Below are 22,362 nucleotides of genomic sequence, written 5' to 3' on the forward strand. Positions count from 1 at the left end.
ATCAACCTGCTGACTGGCAAATGGCTAGGAATTCGTCGACGTTCAGGGAAGCGCCGCCAATGAGACCGCCGTCGATGTCCGGCTGCGCGAGCAGCTCGGCGGCGTTGGCGGCCTTCATGCTGCCGCCGTAGAGCACCTGGGTATCGGCGGCGAGCCCGGCGTCGTAGCGCGCAAGACGCGCCCGGATGGCGCCGTGGACCGCCTGGGCCTGCGCCGGTGTCGCGGTGCGGCCGGTGCCGATGGCCCACACCGGCTCGTAGGCGAGCACCAGCCGGGCGCGCTCGTCCGCGCCGAGCGCATCGAACACCGCCTCGAGCTGACCGAGCACCACCGCCTCGGTGCGGCCGGCATCGCGCTCCTCGAGGGTCTCGCCCAGGCACAGCACCGGGGCGAGCCCCAGGTCGAGCGCGGCACGCACGCGGGCCAGCACGGCGTCATCGTCCTCGCCGAACAGCGTGCGCCGCTCGGAGTGGCCGACCAGCACCATCCGGGCGCCGCAGTCGCGCAGCATCTCGCCGCTGACCTCGCCGGTGAAGGCCCCGGAAGGCCGGTCGCTCAGCGTCTGGGCGCCGAGGGCCAGCGGCGTGCCCTCGAAAGCGCGACTCGCGGCGTCCAGATAAGGGAAAGGCACCATCAGCGCCACCGCCACGTTCTCCGGCAGCTCGGCATCGCCGAAGGCACGACCGAAGTCGTCGACCAGCGCGCGGGACCCGTTCATCTTCCAGTTGCCGGCGATCAGCGGCGTAGGCATGCAGCTTCCCTCTTTCAAGGTGGAGCGAAATGGTATAGGAGCGGCCCTGTCAAGACAACCGACCTAGGTCAGCAGCCCCTCGACGTCGGCCGCCAGGCGACGAGCCAGGCCGTCGACGTCCAGGTGCGGCCGCCCTTCGACCATCACCCGGATCAGCGGCTCGGTACCGGAGGGGCGCAGCAGCACCCGCCCCTGGTCGCCGAGCTCGGCCTCGACGGCGGCCACCGCGGACTTGAGCGAGGCCTCATCCATCAGCGCCCGGGCGTCGGTGCCTGGCGTCAGGCGCACGTTGACCAGCGCCTGGGGCGCCTTCTCCAGCCCGTCGAGCAGCCGCCCCAGCGGCTTGCCCTCGCGCACCATGATGGCCAGCACCTGCAGGGCGGAGACGATGCCGTCGCCGGTGGTCTGGACGTGACCGCAGACGATATGCCCCGACGATTCGCCGCCGAGCTGCCAGCCGTTGGCGTCCAGGCGCTCCATGACGTAGCGGTCGCCGACCTTGGCCCGCTCGAAGGGCACGCCCATCGTCTCCAGCGCGGCGGCCAGGCCGAAGTTGCTCATCAGGGTGCCGACCACGCCGCCGCCGAGCTCGCCGCGGGAGTGGCGATCGCGGGCGATCATGTAGAGGATGTCGTCGCCGTCGATCTCGCGCCCCTCGGCGTCGACCATCAGCACCCGGTCGCCGTCGCCGTCGAAGGCCACGCCCAGGTCGGCGCCGCTGCGGATCACCGCGGCGCGCAGCGCGGCGGGATGGGTGGAGCCGACCTCGTGGTTGATGTTGAGACCGTCCGGCTCGGCGCCGATCACCTCGACCCTGGCGTCCAGCTCGCGGAACACGCTGGGCGCGATGTGATAGGTGGCGCCGTGAGCGCAGTCGATCACCACCTTCAGGCCGTGCAGGTCGACGCGATCGGGAATGGTCGACTTGCAGAACTCGATGTAGCGGCCGGCGGCGTCGTCGGCACGCCGCACCTTGCCCAGGGCATCGGGTGCCACCGTGGTCAGCGGCTCCTCGAGCATGGCCTCGATGCGTTCCTCGACGGCATCACCGAGCTTGGTGCCGGCGGCGGAGAAGAACTTGATGCCGTTGTCGGCGAAGGGGTTGTGCGAGGCCGAGATGACGATCCCGGCGCTGGCGCGGAAGGCCCGCGTCAGGTAGGCGATGCCCGGGGTCGGCATCGGGCCGAGCAGGATCACGTCGACCCCGGCGGCCGACAGGCCGGCCTCCAGGGCCGACTCGAACATGTAGCCGGAGATACGGGTGTCCTTGCCGATCACCACCCGCGGCCGCCCGCCCTTCTCCGCCAGCACCCGGCCAGTGGCCCAGCCCAGCTTGAGCATGAAGTCGGCGGTGATGGGCGGCTCGCCCACCGTGCCGCGAATGCCGTCGGTCCCGAAATAGCGCCTAGTCATGGTCGCAACCCTCCTTGAGTACGGCCCAGGCCATGTTGATCGCATCCACGTGGGGCGCCACGTCATGGACGCGAAGAATCCGTGCGCCGCGCTCGACGGCCAGGGCCGACAGCGCCAGTCCGCCGTGGAGCCGCTCCTCCACCGGACGATCCAGCACCTTGCCGATCATGCTCTTGCGCGACATGCCCACCAGCAGCGGCAGGCCGAGCGCCTCCAGACGCTCCATGCGATGGAGCAGGCGCAGGTTGTGCTCGACGCTCTTGGCGAAGCCGAAGCCGGGATCGAGAATCAGCCGCTCGCGACGCAGGCCGGCGGCCTCGCACTCCGCCACCCGGCGCTCGAGGAAGTCGGCCACCGCCTCCTCCACCGGCACCTCATAGCAGGGCGCGTCCTGCATGTCGCCGGGCTCGCCGAGCATGTGCATCACGCACACCGGCAGGCCGCTGGCGGCGGCGGCGCGCAGGGCGCCCTCGCGACGCAGGTTGCGCACGTCGTTGAGCAGTCCGGCGCCGGCCTCGGCCGAGGCGGTCATCACCTCGGGGGCGCTGGTGTCAGCCGAGACCAGGGCATCGAACTCGCGCACCAGCGCCTCGACCACCGGCACCACACGATCGAGCTCCTGCTGCACCGGCACCGCCGCGGCGCCGGGACGCGTGGACTCGCCGCCCACGTCGATGATCGCCGCCCCCTCGGCCAGCATCCGCTCGGCGCGCCGCAGGGCGTCGTCGAGGGCGTTGTGCCGACCGCCGTCGGAGAAGGAGTCGGGAGTGACGTTGAGGATCCCCATCACGCGGGGAAAGGAGAGGTCGAGCCGCTGCCGGCCACACTGCAGGGAAGTGGGAACGCTGTTGTGCATCGTTGTCCTGAAGCTGTTCGGGTGGCGGGGAGCGGTCGCCCCGCCACGGCAAGGGCGCCCCGCAGGGCGCCCGTTGATCGTCTCGCTCGCGAGGGGTCAGCTGCCGGCCGGACCACCGAGGGGGTCGGAGGGACGGCGGCCCGAGGATTCCTCCTCGTCGTCGCCGTCATCGCCCTTGGCATCCTCCTGGGGCGCCTCGCCGATCGGCGCACCGGGGCCGGGGCCGTCGTCATCCCAGCCCTTGGGCGGACGCGGGGTGCGGCCGTCCATGATGTCCTTGAGCTGGTCGGCGTCGATGGTCTCGTACTGCACCAGCGCCTCGGCCATGGCATCCAGCTTGTCGCGGTTGTCCTCGAGGATCTGCTTGGCCTGGGCGTAGCACTCGTCGATGATGCGACGCACTTCCTTGTCGAGCTTGGTGACCGTCTCGCCGGACTTGAGCTTGCCGCCGCTCTGGCCCGGGCCGCCGAGGAACTGGTGGGACTCGTCCTCGTCGTACATGATCGGGCCCATTTCCTCGGACAGGCCCCACTTGGCCACCAGATTGTGGGCCAGCTCGGTGGCGCGCTTGATGTCGTTGGAGGCCCCGGTGGTCACGCCGTTCGGGCCCAGCGTCATCTCCTCGGCGAGACGGCCGCCGTACAGCGAGCAGATCTGGCTGATGATCTGCTGACGCGACAGGCTGTAGCGATCCTCCTCGGGGAGGAACATGGTCACGCCCAGCGCGCGGCCGCGCGGGATGATGGTGACCTTGTAGACCGGGTCGTGCTCGGGCATCACCAGGCCGATGATGGCGTGGCCCGATTCGTGATAGGCGGTATTGAGCTTGTCCTTCTCGGTCATGACCATGGAACGGCGCTCGGCGCCCATCATGATCTTGTCCTTGGCCAGCTCCAGCTCCTCCATGCCCACCAGGCGCTTGTTGCGACGGGCCGAGAACAGTGCCGCCTCGTTGACCAGGTTGGCCAGGTCGGCGCCGGAGAAGCCCGGGGTACCGCGGGCGATCAGCGACGGCTTGACGTCGTCGCCCAGCGGCACCTTGCGCAGGTGCACGTTGAGGATGTGCTCACGACCGCGGATGTCGGGCAGCGGCACGGTGACCTGGCGGTCGAAGCGGCCCGGACGCAGCAGCGCCGGGTCGAGCACGTCGGGACGGTTGGTGGCGGCGATGACGATGATGCCCTCGTTGGCCTCGAAGCCGTCCATCTCGACCAGCAGCTGGTTCAGGGTCTGCTCGCGCTCGTCGTTGCCGCCACCCATGCCGGCGCCACGCGAGCGGCCCACGGCATCGATTTCGTCGATGAAGATGATGCAGGGCGCCTGCTTCTTGGCCTGCTCGAACATGTCGCGCACGCGCGAGGCGCCCACGCCGACGAACATCTCGACGAAGTCGGAGCCGGAGATCGAGAAGAACGGCACCTTGGCCTCGCCGGCGATCGACTTGGCCAGCAGCGTCTTGCCGGTACCGGGCGGGCCGACCATCAGCACGCCGCGGGGGATGGTGCCGCCCAGGCGCTGGAACTTGGTCGGATCGCGCAGGAAGTCGACCAGCTCCTCGACCTCCTCCTTGGCCTCGTCGCAGCCGGCCACGTCGGCGAAGGTGGTCTTGATCTGGTCCTGGGACAGCAGCTTGGCCTTGGACTTGCCGAAGCTCATCGGGCCGCCCTTGCCGCCACCGCCCCCCTGCATCTGGCGCATGAAGAACATGAAGATGGCGAGGATCAGCAGGATCGGGAAGCTGGCGATCAGCAGCCGCGTCCACAGGCTCTGCTGCTCGGGCTCCTGGCCGATCACGGTGACGTCGTGGGCCAGCAGATCATCCATCAGCTTGGGATCTTCCGCCGCCGGGCGGATGGTCTGGAACTGGGAGCCGTCCTTGCGCTCGCCATTGATGGTATAGCCATCGATGGTCACGCTCCGGACCTGCTCGTTCTGCACCTGCTCGACGAACTGGGAATAGTTCATCGTCTGCGGTGTATTCTCGACGCTGAAGTTGTTGAACACCGTCAGCAGCACCGCCGCGATGACCAACCACAGAATCAGGTTCTTCGCCATGTCGTTCAAGGGACTACCCTCAATTGCAAGAATCTGTCGGCCGTAACCACCTGGCCCTTCGACACTACCCTACCACGCCCGTTCGCTGGCAGGGCCCAAGGTGCGGCTCCTGTCTCCACTGTGACACAGACACGCGATGATGTCCGGCCATGGCATCCTTAGCCTGACGCTATCGATGCGCCTTCATCGGCGGCCCGCCACGGCGCTCAGCCGCGAAACCCTTCCGCCAGCAGGTAGACCTCGCGGGAACGCGCCCGGGACGCTTCCGGCTTGCGGGTCACCACCCGCTTGAAGCTGCCGCGCAGCTCCTTCAGATATTCGTCGAAGCCTTCGCCCTGGAAGACCTTGGCCAGGAAGGTGCCGCCGGGGGACAGGGTCTGACGCGCCAGGTCCAGGGCCAGCTCCACCAGATACATGGCCTGGGGCTGGTCGATGGCGGCCATCCCACTCATATTGGGGGCCATGTCCGACATCACAAGGTCGACCGGACGATCGCCGAGGCGGCCGAGGATCTCGTCGAGCACGGCCTCCTCGGTGAAGTCGCCCTGCACGAAATCGACCCCGGCCAGGGCATCCATCTCGAGGATGTCGGAGGCGATGACGACGCCATTGTCGCCGACCTTCTCGGCGGCGATCTGGCTCCAGCCGCCGGGGGCCGCTCCCAGGTCGATGATCGTCATGCCGGGACGCAGCAGCTTGTCCTTCTCGTCCAGCGCCAGCAGCTTGTAGCTGGCCCGCGAGCGATAGCCGTCCTGCCAGCTCTGCTGGACGTAGCGGTCGTCGAAGTGTTCCTTCAGCCAGCCGGCGCTGCTCTTGCTGGCGCCGCGCCGCTTGGAGCCCTTGTCCCGGGCGTCATGGGAAGATGCCACGGCATCACCTGTGAGAAATCTGGATGACAGGGGGTCGAGCGGATTCCGATAAACGGGGATGGGGAAGCTGACCTTGCGGACCGGTCGAGGAGGCGGTGAGAGCCGGCCGCGCTTTCGCCGCGAGGCGATTCACCGTACCATGTGCGCTGCGCGCCAACCGGGAAGAAGCAAGATACCATGAGCTTGTCACAGGCACAAAAGAAAGCATTTCGCAGCATCGGCCACCATCTCGACCCCGTCGTCATGGTCTCCGAGAACGGCCTCAGCGAGGGCGTGCTCGCCGAACTCGACCGGGCGCTGACCGACCACGAACTGGTCAAGGTCAAGCTGGCGCTGGCCGAGCGCGAGGACCGCGCCGCCGTGCTGGAGGCCCTGGTCGCCGAGAGCGGCGCCGAGCTGGTGCAGAAGATCGGCAAGGTCGCCCTCTTCTACCGCCACAACCCCAAGGTCAATCCGAAGCTGTCCAACATCAAGCGCTTCGAGGAGCACCACGGCCGGCGCTAAAGCGCTTCGCGCGAGCTGGAAGCTGGAAGCTGGAAGCCCAGCAGAAACAGCAGCTTCAGAAATAGAAACACCCCCGCAGCGGTGCTGCGGGGGTGTTTTTCTTCAAGCTTCCAGCCTAGGGCTTCAAGCTTGAATCACAGGTGCTCGACGCTGGAAATCTCGTACTCGACGTCGCCGCCGGGGGTACGCACCAGCACCACCTCACCCTCTTCCTTGCCGATCAGGGCACGGGCGATGGGCGAGGTCACGGAGATCTGGCCTTCCTTGATGTTGGCCTCGTCCTCGCCGACGATGCGGTAGGTCACCTCTTCGTCGGTATCGAGGTTCATCAGCTCCACGGTCACCCCGAAGATCACCTTGCCGGTCTTGGGCAGCTTGGTGACATCAATGACCTGTGCGTTGGACAGCTTGCCTTCGATCTCCTGGATACGCCCCTCGATGAAGCCCTGCTGTTCGCGGGCCGCATGATACTCGGCGTTCTCCTTGAGGTCGCCGTGCTCGCGCGCCTCGGCGATGGCCGCGATCACGTTCGGACGGGCCTCGCTCTTGAGGTGATCGAGCTCGTCGCGAAGGCGCTGCTCACCGACGACGGTCATCGGGACCTTGTTCATTGACTGACTCCTGCATGCTGTTCCTGTAGCCGCCGCACGGTGATGGCATTGCCGTACTCGAGCGCCAGACAAACGGCCTTGGCCCCTGCCAGGGTGGTGGCATAGGGAACCTTGCGGGCGAGGGCGGTGCGACGGATCACCGAGGAATCATTGATGGCCTGACGGCCCTCGGTGGTATTGACGATGTAGGCGACCTCGTCGTTCTTGAGCAGATCGACGATGTGCGGACGACCCTCGTAGACCTTGTTCACGATCTCCACGGGCAGATCGGCCGCCTGAAGGGCCGCCGCCGTACCACGGGTCGCACAGAGGGTGAAGCCCAATGTTAACAGAGAACGGGCCACCTCGATAACACCCGCCTTGTCGGGCTCGCGCACGGACAGGAACGCCTTGCGCTCGCCTTCCAGCGACGGAATCGCCTCGCCGGCCCCCAGCTGCGCCTTGTAGAAGGCCTCGGCGAAGGTCTCGCCGGAACCCATCACCTCGCCGGTGGACTTCATCTCCGGCGACAGGATCGGGTCGACGCCCGGGAACTTGTTGAACGGGAAGACCGCTTCCTTGACGCTGTAGGTCGTCGGCACGATCTCGGCCACGAAGCCCTGGTCGGCCAGGCTGATGCCGGCCATGCAGCGCGCCGCCACCTGGGCCAGCGAGGTGCCGATGCACTTGGAGACGAAGGGCACGGTGCGCGAGGCGCGCGGGTTGACCTCGATGACGTAGATCTCGCCGTCCTGCCAGGCCAGCTGCACGTTCATCAGGCCGTTGACGCCGAGCTCCACCGCCATGCGCTTGACCTGGTCGCGCATCTCGTCCTGCACGTCGGCCGGCAGCGAGTACGGCGGCAGCGCACAGGCGGAGTCGCCGGAGTGCACGCCGGCCTGCTCGATGTGCTGCATGATGCCGCCGATCACCACCTGCTGGCCGTCGGAAACGGCGTCGATGTCGACCTCGATGGCGGCGTTGAGGAAGTGGTCCAGCAGCACCGGCGAGTCGTTGGAGACCTTGACCGCGTGGGTCATGTAGTTCTCCAGCTCGGAGGCATCGTAGACGATCTCCATGGCCCGGCCGCCGAGCACGTAGCTCGGGCGCACCACCAGCGGATAGCCGATCGCCTCGGCCTTGGCGAAGGCCTCGTCGAAGCTGCGCGCGGTGGCGTTGGGCGGCTGCTTGAGGCCCAGCTTGTCGATCATGGTCTGGAAGCGCTCGCGGTCCTCGGCGCGGTCGATGGCGTCCGGGGTGGTGCCGATGATCGGCACGCCGGCGGCCTCGAGCTCGCGGGCCAGCTTGAGCGGGGTCTGACCGCCGAACTGCACGATCACGCCGGCCGGCTGTTCCTTGTCGGCGATCTCCAGCACGTCCTCCAGGGTCACCGGCTCGAAGTAGAGGCGGTCGGAGGTGTCGTAGTCGGTGGAGACGGTCTCCGGGTTGCAGTTGACCATGATGGTCTCGTAGCCGTCGTCGCGCATGGCCAGCGCGGCGTGGACGCAGCAGTAGTCGAACTCGATGCCCTGGCCGATGCGATTCGGACCGCCGCCGAGCACCATGATCTTCTGCTTGTCGCTGACCTCGGCCTCGCACTCCTCCTCGTAGGTGGAGTACATGTAGGCGGTGTCGGAGGCGAACTCGGCCGCGCAGGTGTCGACCCGCTTGTAGACCGGGCGGATGCCGGCCTTCTGGCGCGTCTTGCGGAACTCCTTCTCGGCCACGCCGAGCAGCGCCGCCAGGCGGGCGTCGGAGAAGCCCTTGCGCTTGAGCTGCCACAGGTCACGGGCGCTCAGCTCGGAGAGCGAGCGCCTGGCCAGGGCCTGCTCGGTCAGGATCAGATCCTCGAGCTGGACCAGGAACCAGCGGTCGATGTTGGTCAGCGCGAACACGTCCTCGACGCTCATGCCGCTGCGCATGGCATCGGCGACGTAGAAGATGCGGTCGGCGCCGGCGGCCTGCAGCTCGCCCTTGATCTGCGCCATCGCCTCGTCGGTGAAGCGGGTGATCTTCGGGTCGAGGCCGTCGTTGCCGGTCTCCATGCCGCGCAGCGCCTTCTGCAGCGACTCCTGGAAGGTACGGCCGATCGCCATCACCTCGCCCACCGACTTCATCTGGGTGGTCAGACGGTCGTTGGCCTGGGGGAACTTCTCGAAGGTGAAGCGCGGAATCTTGGTCACGACGTAGTCGATGGACGGCTCGAAGGACGCCGGGGTGCGACCGCCGGTGATGTCGTTCTGCAGCTCGTCCAGGGTGTAGCCGACGGCCAGCTTGGCGGCGATCTTGGCGATCGGGAAGCCGGTGGCCTTGGAGGCCAGCGCCGAGGAGCGCGACACCCGCGGGTTCATCTCGATGACCACCACGCGGCCGGTCTTCGGGTCGACGCCGAACTGGACGTTGGAACCGCCGGTCTCGACGCCGATCTCGCGCAACACCGCCAGGGAGGCGTCGCGCATGTTCTGGTATTCCTTGTCGGTCAGCGTCTGGGCCGGGGCCACGGTGATGGAGTCACCGGTGTGCACGCCCATGGGATCGAAGTTCTCGATCGCGCAGACGATGATGCAGTTGTCGTTCTTGTCGCGAACGACCTCCATCTCGTATTCCTTCCAACCCAGCAGCGACTCGTCGATCAGCAGCTCGTGGTTGTTGGAGAGCTCGAAACCGCGGGTGCAGATCTCCTCGAACTCTTCCTTGTTGTAGGCCACGCCGCCGCCGGAGCCGCCCATGGTGTAGGACGGGCGGATGATGACCGGGAAGCCCAGCTCGCCCTGGATGCCCCAGGCCTCGTCCATGGTGTGGGCGACCTTGGCCTTGGGGCACTCCAGGCCGATGCGCTTCATGGCCTGGTCGAACAGGTCGCGGTCCTCGGCCATGTTGATGGCGTCGGCGTTGGCGCCGATCATCTCCACGCCGTGCTTGGCGAGCACGCCGTGCTTGTCCAGGTCGAGGGCGCAGTTGAGCGCGGTCTGGCCACCCATGGTCGGCAGCACGGCATCGGGCTGCTCGGCCTCGATGATCTTCTCCACCGCCTGCCAGGTGATCGGCTCGATGTAGGTGGCGTCGGCCATCACCGGGTCGGTCATGATGGTGGCCGGGTTGGAGTTGACCAGGATGACCCGGTAACCCTCTTCGCGCAGGGCCTTGCAGGCCTGGGCGCCGGAATAGTCGAACTCGCAGGCCTGGCCGATGACGATGGGGCCGGCGCCGATGATCAGGATGCTCTGGATGTCGGTACGTTTTGGCATGGTGCTTCCCGCAAAAAAGGTGACGGACGAGGGGCGACGATCGGACGGTTAGCGCTTGGCCTTCATCATCTCGATGAAGCGATCGAACAGCGGCGCGACGTCGCGCGGCCCCGGGCTCGCCTCCGGGTGGCCCTGGAAGCTGAAGGCCGGACGGTCGGTGCGCTCGATGCCCTGCAGGGTGCCGTCGAACAGCGAGCGATGGGTCGCGCGCAGGGTCTCGGGCAGGGACGCCTCGTCCGCGGCGAAGCCGTGGTTCTGGCTGGTGATCATCACGTGGCCGGTATCGAGATCCTGGACCGGATGGTTGGCACCGTGGTGGCCGAACTTCATCTTCTCGGACGTCGCGCCACTGGCCAGCGCCAGCAGCTGGTGGCCGAGGCAGATGCCGAAGATCGGCAGCTCGGTCTCGAGCAGCTCGCGGATGGCGGCGATGGCATACTCGCAGGGCTCGGGGTCGCCCGGGCCGTTGGAGAGGAAGACGCCGTCCGGATTCAGCGCCATGACCTCGCTGGCCGGGGTCTGGGCCGGCACCACGGTCAGGCGGCAGCCGCGGGACGCCAGCATGCGCAGGATGTTGCGCTTAACGCCGTAGTCGTAGGCGACCACGTGGAAGGGACGCTCGGCCTCGGCGGCATCGGCGTAGCCGGCGCCCAGGGCCCACTCGCCCTCGCTCCACTCGTAGGCGGACTGGCAGGACACCACCTTGGCCAGGTCCATGCCCTTGAGGCCCGGGAAGGCGTTGGCCGCGGCCAGGGCGCGCGCCTCAGCGTCCTCGCCCTCGGCGTCCGCGCCGGCCAGGATGGCACCGTTCTGGGCACCCTTGTCGCGCAGGATGCGGGTCAGGCGGCGAGTGTCGATGTCGGCGATGCCCAGCACGTTCTGGCTGACCAGGTAGTCGGAGAGCGACTGCTCGGAGCGGAAGTTGCTGGCCAGCAGCGGCAGGTCGCGGATCACCAGGCCGGCGGCGGCGATGGCACCGGATTCGACGTCTTCGGCGTTGATGCCGGTGTTGCCGATGTGAGGATAGGTCAGGGTGACGATCTGACGGGTATAGGAGGGGTCGGTGAGAATTTCCTGATAGCCGGTCATGGCCGTATTGAACACCACCTCACCGCTGGTTTGTCCATCGGCGCCGATGGCGGTGCCATGAAACACACTGCCATCTTCCAAGGCCAGTATCGCGGGTTTGTTCAATGCAACGTCCTCCCATATGTTCACAGACGACTTCAAGAGACAGCTCGTCAAGGATAGGCTCGGCAGGCACCCGACGGGTAAAACGCCCCACCGCCCTTCGGCCCGTAAAAAAGCGGGACGAAACCCGACATGGAAGACCGGTTTCATCCCGCTTGTTGTCATTCGCTCGGAATGCTGGGCCGACGCAACAAGCGCTTGCGCGGCGAAGGGCCGTCGCCCGGCCAAAATTTGGGGGATTTTAAAGCATCCGAGCCCGCTCGACTACCCCCTCACGCATACCGATGGCTCAATTCAGGCCGATGACGTCCTGCATGTCGTAGCGCCCGGCCGGACGCTCGCTCACCCAGCGCGCCGCGCGCACCGCGCCCTTGGCGAAGGTCATGCGGCTGGAGGCCTTGTGGGTGATCTCGATGCGCTCGCCCTCGGTGGCGAACATCACGGTGTGCTCACCGACGATGTCGCCGGCGCGCACGGTGGCGAAGCCGATCTCCTTGTCGGTGCGCGGCCCGCACTGGCCGACGCGCTCGAACACACCGTATTCCTTCAGCGGACGCGCCATGGCATCGGCCATCACCTCGCCCATCTTCAGCGCGGTACCGGAGGGCGCGTCGACCTTGTGGCGGTGGTGGGATTCGATCACCTCGATGTCATAGCCCTCGTCGCCCAGCGCCCTGGCGGCGGTCTCGAGCAGCTTGAGGGTCAGGTTCACGCCGACGCTCATGTTGGGCGCGAAGACCATCGGCACGCGGTCGCGGTAGCCGTCCAGCTCGGCCAGCTCGTCGTCGGACAGGCCGGTGGTGCCGATCACGATGCGCTTGCCGTGCTCGGCGCAGATCGCCAGGTTGGAAAGCGTCACCTGCGGCGTGGTGAAGTCGATCAGCACGTCGACGTCGTCGACGATCTGCGCCAGGGAATCGACCGCGGCGACCCCCAGCTTGCCCTGACCGGACAGCTCGCCGAGATCGGCGCCGACCAGCGAGCTGCCCGGCTCGACGATGCCGCCGGCCAGGGTGGCTTCGGCATCCTGCTGCACGGCGTTGACCAGGGTGCGGCCCATGCGGCCGGCGACACCGACGATGGCGATACGGGTCATGCGGAGACTCCTGACATTGGCGGATCGAAAGATGGCCGGGAGTATATCAGAGCCCCGAGGGAGACCGCGCCGTCAGCCGCGACGCTCGCCACCCTCGGCCGCGCCAGCGTGGCCGTCATCGGCGCCTTCCTCGCCGCCGGCCAGCAGCAGGCCGATGGCCAGCACCACCAGGGCGCTGCCCGGCAGCCAGACCCAGTCGAGCCGCGACGGCGTCTCAACGAACAGCCACAGCATCGAGACGAAGGGCACCAGATAGCCGTAGGCGGTAATGCTGGCCGGGCCGAGCACCGCCGTGGCGCGCTGCATCAGCCAGAAGGTCAAGGCGCTGGAGCCGAGCCCCAGATAGACGATCAGCAGGGCGTCGCGCCCGCTCATGGTGGCGAGCCTGGCCACCGGCTCCACGACGATCCCCAGCGCTCCGACCAGCACGCCGCCCAGCGCCAGGCTCCAGAAGGTGCGCACCGCCGCCGAGGCGGGCAGGTGCCCGGCGACCAGGCCGCGACGCGACAGCACCGGATACAGCGCCGAGCACAGGCAGCCGAGGAAGAACACCGCCTCGCCGGCGCCGAAGCGCCACTGGCCGCCGCGCTGCCAGGCCTCGGCGCCGGCCAGCCCCAGGGCCCCGAGCGCGCCCAGCGCAAGGATCGCCGGCAGCCGCCAGGCCAGCCGTTCCACGCCGACCGCCAGCCCCATGCCATAGGCCAGCAGCGGCACGCTGACGTAGAGCGTGGACATGGACAGCGCCGTGGCGTGATGGGCGGCCCAGAACATCGCGCCAAAGAACCCCGCCAGGCACGCCCCCATGGCGACGAGCCACGGCCAGGCGCACCGCGCGGGCCGGCGCTCGGGGGAGCGGTGCACCAGTGCCCACAGCCCCAGGCAGGCGATGGCGAAGCGCAGCGCGGTCAGCGACAGTGGCGGCAGCTCGCCGAGCCGCCCCACGATGGGAAAGGAAAGCCCCACCAGCAGCGCCCAGGCCAGCATGCCGAGGTGGGCGCGGCGGACCGGGGCACGGGAGGCCATCAGTTCTCCCAGACGATCTCCAGCGGCTCCTTGCCGGCCATGCGTTCGAGATGGCTCGCCACCACGCCCTCGAGCCGGTCCAGCGCCTCTTCGTCCAGGGCCTCGATGGCCACGTGCAGCTTGCCCGGCTCGCTGGTCATCAGGCAGCTGCCCGCCTCGAAGGTCACGCGCCCCTTGCCCTCTTCCTGCTCGACTTCCAGCTTGTGGGCCCAGTGCTTGCACAGTCGGTTGATCAGCTTGTCGCCGGACTCGGTGGCGATATCGGCTCGTGAAATCGGCATCTCTGCCCTCCGCGTTCCAGAGTGGATAGGCCTCCAGCCTATGACGTGGGCACCCTCGCGCGCCAGTCCCTATCCGGCAACCTCATGTTCGCCACTGCGGTACCCGAGGGCCGCCCGCCGGGGCGGAACGCGACGTTCCGCCTGTCTCGACGCCGCCGAGAGATGCGGGCATACTGGCCATCGCCTGCGAATAGGAATGATACGTAACCACCAGCAGGCAGCACCGGCGCCCCTCGCGCATTCCGACACACGAAACGAGCCCGATACCGCCCATGTCCAGCCCCTTGCTGAAAGCCGTCGCCGGCACGGCCATCGCCCTCGGTTCCACGGCTGCCCTGGCCGAGGAAATCACCGTGACCGACGTCGCCGGTCGTGAGGTCACCGTCGACGCCCCCGTGGATCGCGTGATCCTTGGCGAGGGGCGTCAGATCTACCTGCTGGGCGCGCTGCAGCCGGAGAACCCGTTCGAGCACGTGGTGGGCTGGCGCGAGGACTTCTCCCAGGCCGATCCGGACAACTACGCCAGCTACGCGGCGAAGTTCCCCGAACTGGAAGACATCCCGACCTTCGGCGGCTTCAAGGACGGCACCTTCGACGTCGAACAGGCCGCCGCGCTGCAGCCCGACGTGGTGCTGATGAACCTCGAGGCCAGGACCGCCACCGAGGATGCCGCCTACGACGACAAGCTCGCCCGGCTGGGCATCCCGATCGTCTACGTGGACTTCCGCGAAGATCCGCTCGCACACACCACGCCCTCGATGCGACTGATGGGCGAGCTGCTGGGCGAGGAAGACGCCGCCGAGGCCTTCATCGACTTCTCCGAGGCACAGATGGCGCGGGTCACCGAGACCATTGCCGCCGCCGAGCCGGAACGCCCGCGGGTGCTGATCGACCGCGCCGGCGGCTACTCCGAGGAGTGCTGCATGAGCTTCGGCCCGGGCAACTTCGGCGAGTACGTCGAGCTCGCCGGCGGCAGCAACATCGCCGACGGCATCATCCCCAACACCTTCGGCACCCTGAACCCGGAACAGATCATCGCCGCCGACCCGCAGCAGGTGGTGGTGACCGGGGGCAACTGGGACGCCTACGTGCCCGGCGGCGCCTGGGTGGGCGTGGGCCCCGGCGCCGACATGGAGGCCGCCCGGGCCAAGCTCCAGGGGCTGACCGAGCGCACCGCCATGACCGGCATCGAGGCCGTGGAGAACGATGACTTCCACGCCATCTGGCACCAGTTCTACAACAGCCCCTACTACTTCGTCGCCGTGCAGCGGCTGGCCAAGTGGTTCCACCCCGAGCTGTTCGCCGATCTCGACCCCGAGGCGACGCTGCAGGAACTGCATGAACGCTTCCTGCCGGTGGACTACGCCCCGGGCTACTGGGTCTCGCTGAAGGATGACTGACATGTCGGCCAGCGCACCGTCCGCCGCCCCCTCCGCCGAGGAGGGGCGAGACTTCTATCGCGCCCTGGTGGTCCGCCGCCAGCTGATTCTCGCTGCCCTGACCCTGGCGCTGTTCCTGAGCCTGTGCGTCGACCTGGCCCTGGGACCGGCCCGCTTCGGCCTCGGCGAGGTGATTACCGCGCTGTTCTCCCCGGATGACGTCGGCCAGCAGGCCCGCGTCATCCTGTGGGAGATCCGCATGCCGGTGGCGCTGATGGCGCTGGTGGTCGGCGCCAGCCTGTCCGTGGCCGGCGCCCAGATGCAGACCATCCTCAGCAACCCGCTGGCTAGCCCCTTCACGCTCGGTATCTCTGCCGGCGCCAGCTTCGGCGCCGCCCTGGCTCTGGCCTTCGGCGTGGTGATCGTGCCCGCGGCGGTCGACTACATGGTGCCGATCAACGCCTTCGTCATGGCCATGCTGACCGCCTTCGCGATCCATGCCCTGAGCATGCGGCGCGGCGTGACCATCGAGACCATCGTGCTGTTGGGCATCGCCATGGTCTTCATCTTCAACGCCCTGATGGCGCTGATCCAGTTCTTCGCCAGCCAGCAGGCCGTCTCCGCGGTGGTGTTCTGGACCATGGGCAGCCTGACCAAGGCCACCTGGCCCAAGCTGTGGATCGCACTCGGCGTACTGGCCGTGGTGATGCCGCTGCTGGCGCGCCACGGCTGGGCGCTGACCGCCATGCGCCTGGGCGACGCCAAGGCCGAGAGCCTGGGCGTGAAGCCCCGCGCACTGCGCCTCGAGGTGCTGGTGCTGGTCTCGCTGCTGGCCGCCATCGCCGTGGCCTTCGTCGGCACCATCGGCTTCATCGGCCTGGTCGGGCCGCACATCGCCCGCCTGCTGCTGGGCGAGGATCAGCGCTTCTTCCTGCCCGGCGCGGCGCTGTGCGGCGCGCTGATCCTGTCCATCGGCTCGGTGCTGTCGAAGGTGCTGATCCCCGGGACCGTCATCCCGATCGGCATCATCACCTCGCTGGTCGGCATCCCCTTCTTCCTGTTCCTCGTTCTCAGCAACAAGAAGGCCTCATGGTAACGCTCACCCTCGACGGGCTGTCGGCCCGCTACGGCCGCCGCCGCATTCTCTCCGAGATCACCACCCCACCCCTCGAGGGCGGCCAGGTGGTGGCCGTGCTCGGCCCCAACGCCGCGGGCAAGTCGACCCTCTTCCGGCGCATCTTCGGGCTGCTCGACGGCGGCGGCACGGTGCGCATCGAGGGGGCCACCCGCGAGCGCCCGGTGGCCTACATGCCGCAGGACACCGGCGTCAATGCGGTGCTGACGGTCTACGAGTCGGTGCTGCTGGCGCGCATGCAGGGCCGGCGCCTGAACGTGAAGCCCGAGGACCTGGCCGAGGTGGATCGCGCCCTGGACGCGCTGGGCATCGCCGCGCTCGGCGAGCGTGACATCGGCGACCTGAGCGGCGGCCAGCGGCAGATGGTGGGCGCGGCCCAGGCGCTGGTACAGAACCCGGAGGTGCTGCTGCTCGACGAGCCGACCTCGGCGCTGGACCTGCATCGCCAGATCCAGCTGCTGTCGATCCTGCGCCGGCTGGCGAAGGAGCGCGGCATGCTGGTGATCGCCGCCCTGCACGATCTGGGCCACGCGCTGCGCTTCACCGACCAGGCGATGGTGCTCAAGCACGGCGAGCTGATCACCTGCGGCCCCACCGAGGAGGTGGTGACCCCCGAGCTGCTGCATCGCGTCTATCAGGTGACCGCGCGCATCGAACGCTGCTCGAGGGGCCAGCCTCAGCTCATTGTCGAAGAGGCCGTGTGAGGCGACGCCCTTCCAGCGCCGCCAGGGCCGCCCCGCCCAGCACCAGGGGCAGGGCCACCAGGAAGCCGCTTGACGGCGCCAGGCCGAAGATCGCCAGGTCGGCCAGCACCGGCCAGACCAGCGCCACGTACTCGAAGGGCGCCAGGCGCGAGACCTCGGCATAGCGCAGCGCCAGGGTCATGCAGATATGCGCGGCCCCGCCGAACAGCCCCGCCAGCACCAGCAGCGCCAGCGTCTGTCCCGACACCGCCACCCAGCCCAGCGGCAGGGTGGCGAGCCCCGCCAGCGCCGTGACCAGCACGAAATAGAAGGCGATGGACGCCGCCGTCTCGGTGCGCGATATGCGCCGCACCGTCACCAGCGCCCCCGCCGTCAGCAGCGCGGCCAGCACGCCCAGGCCGTAGCCCATCACCTGCCCGCGGGACTCACCCAGGTCGGGCACCACCAGCGCCGCCACCCCCGCCAGCACCAGCGCGAAGGCCGCCGCCCGGTGGAGGGTGAAACGTTCACCCAGCAGCAGCACGCCCCCCACCGCCATGGCCACCGGCGACAGCTGGGCCAGCAGCGTCGCCTCGGCCACCGGCAGCCGCGCCACCGCGGCGAAGGAGGCGAACATCGCCGCCGCCCCCAGCCCCGAGCGCACCAGATGCCCCAGCGGCTTGCGCGTCACCAGCGCCCGCGGGAACTCACGCCGCCAGGTCATGAAGATCACGATCGGCAGCAGCGCGAAGGCAGAGCGGAAGAACACGGTCTGGCCCAGCGGCACCGCATCGCTCACCGCCTTGACGCACACCATCATGCCCGTGAAAAGAATGCCCGACATCAGTCGAAGCACGATGCCGGCCAGCGGCCGATCCGTGGCGTTATCCATGAGCGCCCCTGTGAGTGATTGGATCGGTCGGGCCCGGCGATCACCGCGCCCGGAATAGCCCCACATGGTACACCGTCGACGGGAATGATTCCCATCTGAAAGCTGGCATTTTTCACCTCTCCTCCGGAAAGCGGCATGACAGCCATCGCCTGTGCGCGATACGTTGTCCGCTCTCATGACGATCGGAAAGGCAGCGCACATGGACGAGCGACTCGAATGCCTCAAGCGCCTGCGAACGAGCAGCCCCTTCCACAAGCCCGGCCTCATGATGGCTATCATTTGCGAGATTCAGGCAGGGCACATCACATCACCCCGAGTCGATCTCGACGATCGCCTGCTGGCGCGCTACCACGATATCTACGAAACCCTGAAGGGTGAGAGAAGCAACGCGAGTCCCTGGCTGCCGCTGTGGCACCTCAGCAGCGACAAGGGGCCATCGGGGCCGCTATGGACACCCGATTATTCCCCCGAGATCGCACCGCTGGCGAGACAACTGGGGCAACCGAAATCGCTGAACCAGCTGTTCGAACGCTTTTCCTCCGCACGCCTGGACGCCGAACTGTTCGAATCACTACAAGCCCCCGGCACGGCAGAAACGGCCTGCCAGTTGATCGCCCACCACCATCTCGCGCTGGAACCGGATGCCCTTGGCCGACTACAGAAATATCTTCGCGTCGCCCTCGCCAGCGGCGCATACGAGCGACAGCCGGATCGAATGCTCGGCAGCGTCGAGGAAGCAAGCCAGCAGCAATATGCCCGTTCCGCGGCTTTTCGCGCCCTGGTGCTGGAGGCCTATGACTATCGATGCGCGGCCACCCGAGTGCGTTACATCACGCCGGACTACCGCTATCTGGTGGAGGCCGCCCACCTAATTCCCTTTTCCGTCAGCCAGGACGACCGCCCCGTGAACGGCCTGGCCCTGACACCCAACCTGCACTGGGCCATGGACAATCATCTGATCGCGCCGGGGCCGGACAAGCGCTGGCACGTCAGTCCCGTCATCGACGCCCTGGTGCCGGACAATCGCTGGCTGTGCGAACTGGATAACGCACCTCTTTCCATGCCACGGGACGAACAGCGCCATCCCTCTCCCGAGGCGCTCGCCTGGCGACTGGCACAGCTGCAGCGCTGAGCCAGACACGACGAGGCCCCGCCTCCCTGAGGAGCGCGGGGCCTCGAGCGTGCCACCGAGGTTGTCGCCTTACGGCTTCATGTCCTCGAAGAACTTCTTCACGCCGTCGAAGAAGCTGGTCTTCTTCGGCGAGTGATGGCTGTTGCTGCCTTCCAGGCTGTCCTGGAACTGGCGCAGCAGGTCCTTCTGCTCCTCGCTGAGCTTGACCGGGGTCTCGACGACCACCTTGCACAGCAGGTCGCCGGCGGGGCCGCCACGGACCGGCTTGACGCCCTTGCCCTTGAGCCGGAACAGCTTGCCGGTCTGGGTCTCGGGCGGAATCTTCAGCTTGACCCGGCCGTCCAGGGTCGGCACCTCGAGTTCGCCGCCCAGGGAGGCGTCGACGAAGTTGATCGGCACCTCGCACTGCAGGTGGCGGCCGTCGCGCTCGAAGATCGGGTGCGGCTTGATGGCCACCTGCACGTAGAGGTCGCCGGCCGGCCCGCCGTTGAGCCCGGCCTCGCCTTCGCCGTTCAAGCGGATGCGATCGCCGGTGTCGACGCCCGCCGGGATCTTCACCGACAGGGTGCGGGTCTCGCGCACGCGACCCTCGCCGTGACAGCCGTGGCACGGCACCTTGATGTGCTGGCCGCTGCCGTGACAGGTCGGGCAGGTCTGCTGCACGGCGAAGAAGCCCTGCTGCATGCGCACCTGACCCATGCCGTTACAGGTCGGGCAGGTCTCCTTGGTGGAGCCCGGCTCGGCGCCGTCGCCGTCGCAGCGCTCGCACTCGACGTGACGCGGCACGCGGATGTCGACGCTGGTGCCGGCCACCGCATCCTCGAGGTCGAGCTCGAGGTTGTAGCGCAGGTCGCTGCCACGCTGCGGGGCGTTGGGATGACGCCGGGCGCCGCCCCCGCCGAAGATGTCGCCGAAGACATCGCCGAAGATGTCGCTGAAGCCGCCGGCTCCCGCGCCGCCGAAGCCGCCGCCACCGCCGGCCTGGCCGTCGACGCCGGCATGGCCGAACTGGTCGTAGGCCGCGCGCTTCTCGCTGTCGGTCAGGACCTCATAGGCTTCCGAGACCTCGCGGAATTTCTCCGCCGAGGTCTCGTCGTCCGGATTGCGATCCGGATGGTATTTCTGGGCCAGGCGTCGATAGGCCTTCTTGATCTCTTTCTGATCGGCCCCACGCTCGACGCCCAGTACCTCGTAGTAATCACGCTTGGACATGAGTCTGTCCGCCTCCGTCGCGACGCTGCTGCGGAAACACCAACGCGGGAGTCTGGCCCCCGCGCTGGCGTCACCCGATGTCAGGCGTCGTGGTTACTGCTTCTTCTGGTCGTCGTTGACTTCCTCGTACTCGGCGTCGACCACGTCGTCTTCCTGCTTGGCACCGGCCTCGCCGGCGGCGTCGGCGCCCTGGGCGGCCTCGCCCTGCTCGGCGTACATCTTCTGCGCCAGGTTGCCGGAGGCCTCGGTCAGCTTGTCGAGCTTGGCCTGAATGTCTTCCTGGTCGTCGCCCTTGACCGCTTCCTCGAGCTCGGAGGCGGCGCTCTCGATGGCCTGCTTCTCCTCGTCGGTGGCCTTGTCGCCGGCTTCCTCGAGGGTCTTGCGAGCGGCGTGGATCATGCCGTCGGCCTGGTTGCGCAGCTGCACCAGTTCCTCGAACTTCTTGTCCTCGTCGGCGTGGGCCTCGGCGTCCTGGACCATCTGGTCGATCTCTTCGTCGGACAGGCCGCTGGAGGCCTTGATGACGATCGACTGCTCCTTGCCGGTGGCCTTGTCCTTGGCGGACACGTTGAGGATGCCGTTGGCGTCCAGGTCGAAGGCGACCTCGATCTGCGGCACGCCGCGCGGCGCCGGCGGAATGTCGGCCAGGTCGAAGCGGCCGAGCGACTTGTTGCCGCTGGACTGCTTGCGCTCACCCTGCAGCACGTGGATGGTCACGGCCGTCTGGTTGTCATCCGCGGTCGAGAAGGTCTGGGTCTTCTTGGTCGGGATGGTGGTGTTCTTCTCGATCAGCGGGGTCATCACGCCGCCGAGGGTCTCGATGCCAAGCGTCAGCGGGGTGACGTCGAGCAGCAGCACGTCCTTGACGTCGCCGCCCAGCACGCCGCCCTGGATCGCGGCGCCCACGGCCACGGCCTCGTCCGGGTTGACGTCCTTGCGGGCGTCCTTGCCGAAGAACTCGGCGACCTTGGACTGGACCATCGGCATGCGGGTCTGGCCGCCGACCAGGATGACGTCGTCGATCTCGGAGGCGGACAGACCGGCGTCGGCCAGTGCGGTCTTGCAGGGCGACAGCGAACGGGTCACCAGGTCTTCCACCAGCGACTCCAGCTTGGCCCGGGTCACCTTCACGTTGAGGTGCTTGGGACCGGTGTTGTCGGCGGTGATGTACGGCAGGTTGACCTCGGTCTGCTGCGCGCTGGACAGCTCGATCTTGGCCTTCTCGGCGGCTTCCTTGAGGCGCTGCATGGCGAGGTTGTCGCCGGACAGGTCGATGCCGCTGTCGGACTTGAACTGGTCGACCAGATAGTTGATCAGCGCCAGGTCGAAGTCCTCACCGCCCAGGAAGGTGTCGCCGTTGGTGGCCAGCACCTCGAACTGGGTCTCGCCGTCGACGTCGGCCACTTCGATGATGGAGATATCGAAGGTGCCGCCACCCAGGTCGTAGACCGCGATAGTCTTGTCGCCGCGGGCCTTGTCCATGCCGTAGGCCAGCGCGGCCGCGGTCGGCTCGTTGATGATGCGCTTGACCTCGAGACCGGCGATGCGGCCGGCGTCCTTGGTGGCCTGGCGCTGGCTGTCGTTGAAGTAGGCCGGCACGGTGATGACCGCTTCGGTCACGGACTCGCCGAGGTAGTCTTCGGCGGTCTTCTTCATCTTCTTCAGCACTTCGGCGCTGACCTGCGGCGGCGCCAGCTTGCTGCCCTTGACCTCGACCCAGGCGTCACCGTTGTCGGCCTCGGCGATGGTGTAGGGCACCATCTTGATGTCCTTCTGGACCACGTCGTCGGCGAAGCGGCGACCGATCAGACGCTTGATGGCGAACAGGGTGTTCTGCGGGTTGGTCACTGCCTGGCGCTTGGCCGCCTGACCCACCAGCGTCTCGCCGTCGTCGGTATAGGCGATGATGGACGGGGTCGTGCGTGCGCCTTCGGCGTTCTCGATCACCTTGGGGCTGTCGCCGTCGAGCACGGCCACGCAAGAGTTGGTGGTCCCCAGGTCAATACCGATGATGCGTCCCATAGGAAATCCTCGAAATTTTGCTGTTACGTG

General features: G+C 67.7%; 19 protein-coding genes. 5 read left to right on the top strand and 14 right to left on the bottom strand.

Features of this window, described 5'->3' with window-relative positions; all coding sequences use genetic code 11:
• Position 1 precedes the first annotated feature (1 nt).
• The 5 genes from tpiA to rlmE all read right to left on the bottom strand — a co-directional run bounded on the left by tpiA (position 2) and on the right by rlmE (position 5,944).
• Positions 2–751, bottom strand: coding sequence for a triose-phosphate isomerase (gene tpiA, locus QWG60_RS15730; RefSeq protein WP_046079363.1), 750 nt, complete (start codon positions 749–751; stop codon positions 2–4).
• A 63-nt stretch (positions 752–814) separates the two neighbouring features.
• Positions 815–2,164, bottom strand: coding sequence for a phosphoglucosamine mutase (gene glmM, locus QWG60_RS15735; RefSeq protein WP_107180925.1), 1,350 nt, complete (start codon positions 2,162–2,164; stop codon positions 815–817).
• The gene (gene folP, locus QWG60_RS15740) at positions 2,157–3,020 is read right to left on the bottom strand and encodes a dihydropteroate synthase (RefSeq protein WP_146908825.1); all 864 of its coding nucleotides are present in this window, start codon (positions 3,018–3,020) and stop codon (positions 2,157–2,159) included. The genes glmM and folP overlap by 8 nt, the downstream gene beginning before the upstream one ends.
• Positions 3,021–3,116: 96 nt before the next feature.
• Entirely contained in the window at positions 3,117–5,084 is a 1,968-nt protein-coding gene (gene ftsH, locus QWG60_RS15745; protein ID WP_046079360.1) for an ATP-dependent zinc metalloprotease FtsH, read from the bottom strand.
• 197 nt (positions 5,085–5,281) lie between these two features.
• Positions 5,282–5,944 carry a 23S rRNA (uridine(2552)-2'-O)-methyltransferase RlmE gene (gene rlmE / locus QWG60_RS15750; RefSeq protein ID WP_035592978.1) on the bottom strand — a complete coding sequence of 221 codons (663 nt, stop codon included), beginning with the start codon at positions 5,942–5,944 and terminating at the stop codon, positions 5,282–5,284.
• Between the two features lie 177 nt (positions 5,945–6,121).
• On the opposite strand from rlmE, the gene yhbY reads away from it, so the two are divergent.
• Positions 6,122–6,448: a ribosome assembly RNA-binding protein YhbY gene (yhbY, locus tag QWG60_RS15755; protein WP_035592977.1), complete on the top strand. Its 327-nt coding sequence runs from the start codon at positions 6,122–6,124 to the stop codon at positions 6,446–6,448.
• Between the two features lie 134 nt (positions 6,449–6,582).
• Here yhbY and greA read toward each other — a convergent pair whose 3' ends face one another.
• The 6 genes from greA to QWG60_RS15785 all read right to left on the bottom strand — a co-directional run bounded on the left by greA (position 6,583) and on the right by QWG60_RS15785 (position 13,877).
• A complete protein-coding gene (gene greA, locus QWG60_RS15760) occupies positions 6,583–7,059 on the bottom strand; it encodes a transcription elongation factor GreA (protein WP_046079359.1) in 477 nt (158 codons plus the stop codon).
• The gene (carB, locus tag QWG60_RS15765) at positions 7,056–10,286 is read right to left on the bottom strand and encodes a carbamoyl-phosphate synthase large subunit (protein WP_046079358.1); all 3,231 of its coding nucleotides are present in this window, start codon (positions 10,284–10,286) and stop codon (positions 7,056–7,058) included. The genes greA and carB overlap by 4 nt, the downstream gene beginning before the upstream one ends.
• Before the next feature lie 48 nt (positions 10,287–10,334).
• Entirely contained in the window at positions 10,335–11,480 is a 1,146-nt protein-coding gene (gene carA / locus QWG60_RS15770; protein WP_035592974.1) for a glutamine-hydrolyzing carbamoyl-phosphate synthase small subunit, read from the bottom strand.
• 286 nt (positions 11,481–11,766) lie between these two features.
• The gene (gene dapB / locus QWG60_RS15775; RefSeq protein WP_146908827.1) at positions 11,767–12,573 is read right to left on the bottom strand and encodes a 4-hydroxy-tetrahydrodipicolinate reductase; all 807 of its coding nucleotides are present in this window, start codon (positions 12,571–12,573) and stop codon (positions 11,767–11,769) included.
• A 72-nt stretch (positions 12,574–12,645) separates the two neighbouring features.
• The gene (locus QWG60_RS15780) at positions 12,646–13,596 is read right to left on the bottom strand and encodes a DMT family transporter (RefSeq protein WP_246124667.1); all 951 of its coding nucleotides are present in this window, start codon (positions 13,594–13,596) and stop codon (positions 12,646–12,648) included.
• Entirely contained in the window at positions 13,596–13,877 is a 282-nt protein-coding gene (locus tag QWG60_RS15785) for a DUF2218 domain-containing protein (protein WP_046079355.1), read from the bottom strand. Before QWG60_RS15785 ends, QWG60_RS15780 begins: the two co-directional genes overlap by 1 nt.
• Positions 13,878–14,149: 272 nt before the next feature.
• Between QWG60_RS15785 and QWG60_RS15790 the strand changes: the two genes are divergently transcribed.
• Genes QWG60_RS15790 through QWG60_RS15800 form a run of 3 tightly spaced genes read left to right on the top strand, consistent with a single transcriptional unit; the run spans position 14,150 to position 17,095 of the window.
• Positions 14,150–15,277, top strand: coding sequence for an ABC transporter substrate-binding protein (locus tag QWG60_RS15790; RefSeq protein ID WP_046079354.1), 1,128 nt, complete (start codon positions 14,150–14,152; stop codon positions 15,275–15,277).
• A gap of 1 nt (position 15,278) precedes the next feature.
• A complete protein-coding gene (locus tag QWG60_RS15795; protein ID WP_107180927.1) occupies positions 15,279–16,352 on the top strand; it encodes a FecCD family ABC transporter permease in 1,074 nt (357 codons plus the stop codon).
• On the top strand, positions 16,346–17,095 hold the full coding sequence (locus tag QWG60_RS15800; RefSeq protein ID WP_046079352.1) for an ABC transporter ATP-binding protein: 750 nt from the start codon (positions 16,346–16,348) through the stop codon (positions 17,093–17,095). Before QWG60_RS15795 ends, QWG60_RS15800 begins: the two co-directional genes overlap by 7 nt.
• Here QWG60_RS15800 and QWG60_RS15805 read toward each other — a convergent pair.
• Entirely contained in the window at positions 17,073–17,966 is an 894-nt protein-coding gene (locus QWG60_RS15805) for a DMT family transporter (protein ID WP_146908829.1), read from the bottom strand. The genes QWG60_RS15800 and QWG60_RS15805 overlap by 23 nt on opposite strands.
• 199 nt (positions 17,967–18,165) lie before the next feature.
• Here QWG60_RS15805 and QWG60_RS15810 point away from each other — a divergent pair, with 199 nt between their 5' ends.
• Positions 18,166–19,098 carry an HNH endonuclease gene (locus QWG60_RS15810; RefSeq protein WP_186810069.1) on the top strand — a complete coding sequence of 311 codons (933 nt, stop codon included), beginning with the start codon at positions 18,166–18,168 and terminating at the stop codon, positions 19,096–19,098.
• 69 nt (positions 19,099–19,167) lie between these two features.
• Here the strand turns inward: QWG60_RS15810 and dnaJ are convergent, their stop codons facing one another.
• Positions 19,168–20,310: a molecular chaperone DnaJ gene (dnaJ, locus tag QWG60_RS15815; protein WP_046079349.1), complete on the bottom strand. Its 1,143-nt coding sequence runs from the start codon at positions 20,308–20,310 to the stop codon at positions 19,168–19,170.
• Positions 20,311–20,403: 93 nt separating this feature from the next.
• Positions 20,404–22,332: a molecular chaperone DnaK gene (gene dnaK / locus QWG60_RS15820; RefSeq protein WP_046079348.1), complete on the bottom strand. Its 1,929-nt coding sequence runs from the start codon at positions 22,330–22,332 to the stop codon at positions 20,404–20,406.
• Positions 22,333–22,362 lie beyond the last annotated feature (30 nt).

The organism is Halomonas halophila (genome assembly GCF_030406665.1).
GTDB lineage: Bacteria > Pseudomonadota > Gammaproteobacteria > Pseudomonadales > Halomonadaceae > Halomonas > Halomonas halophila.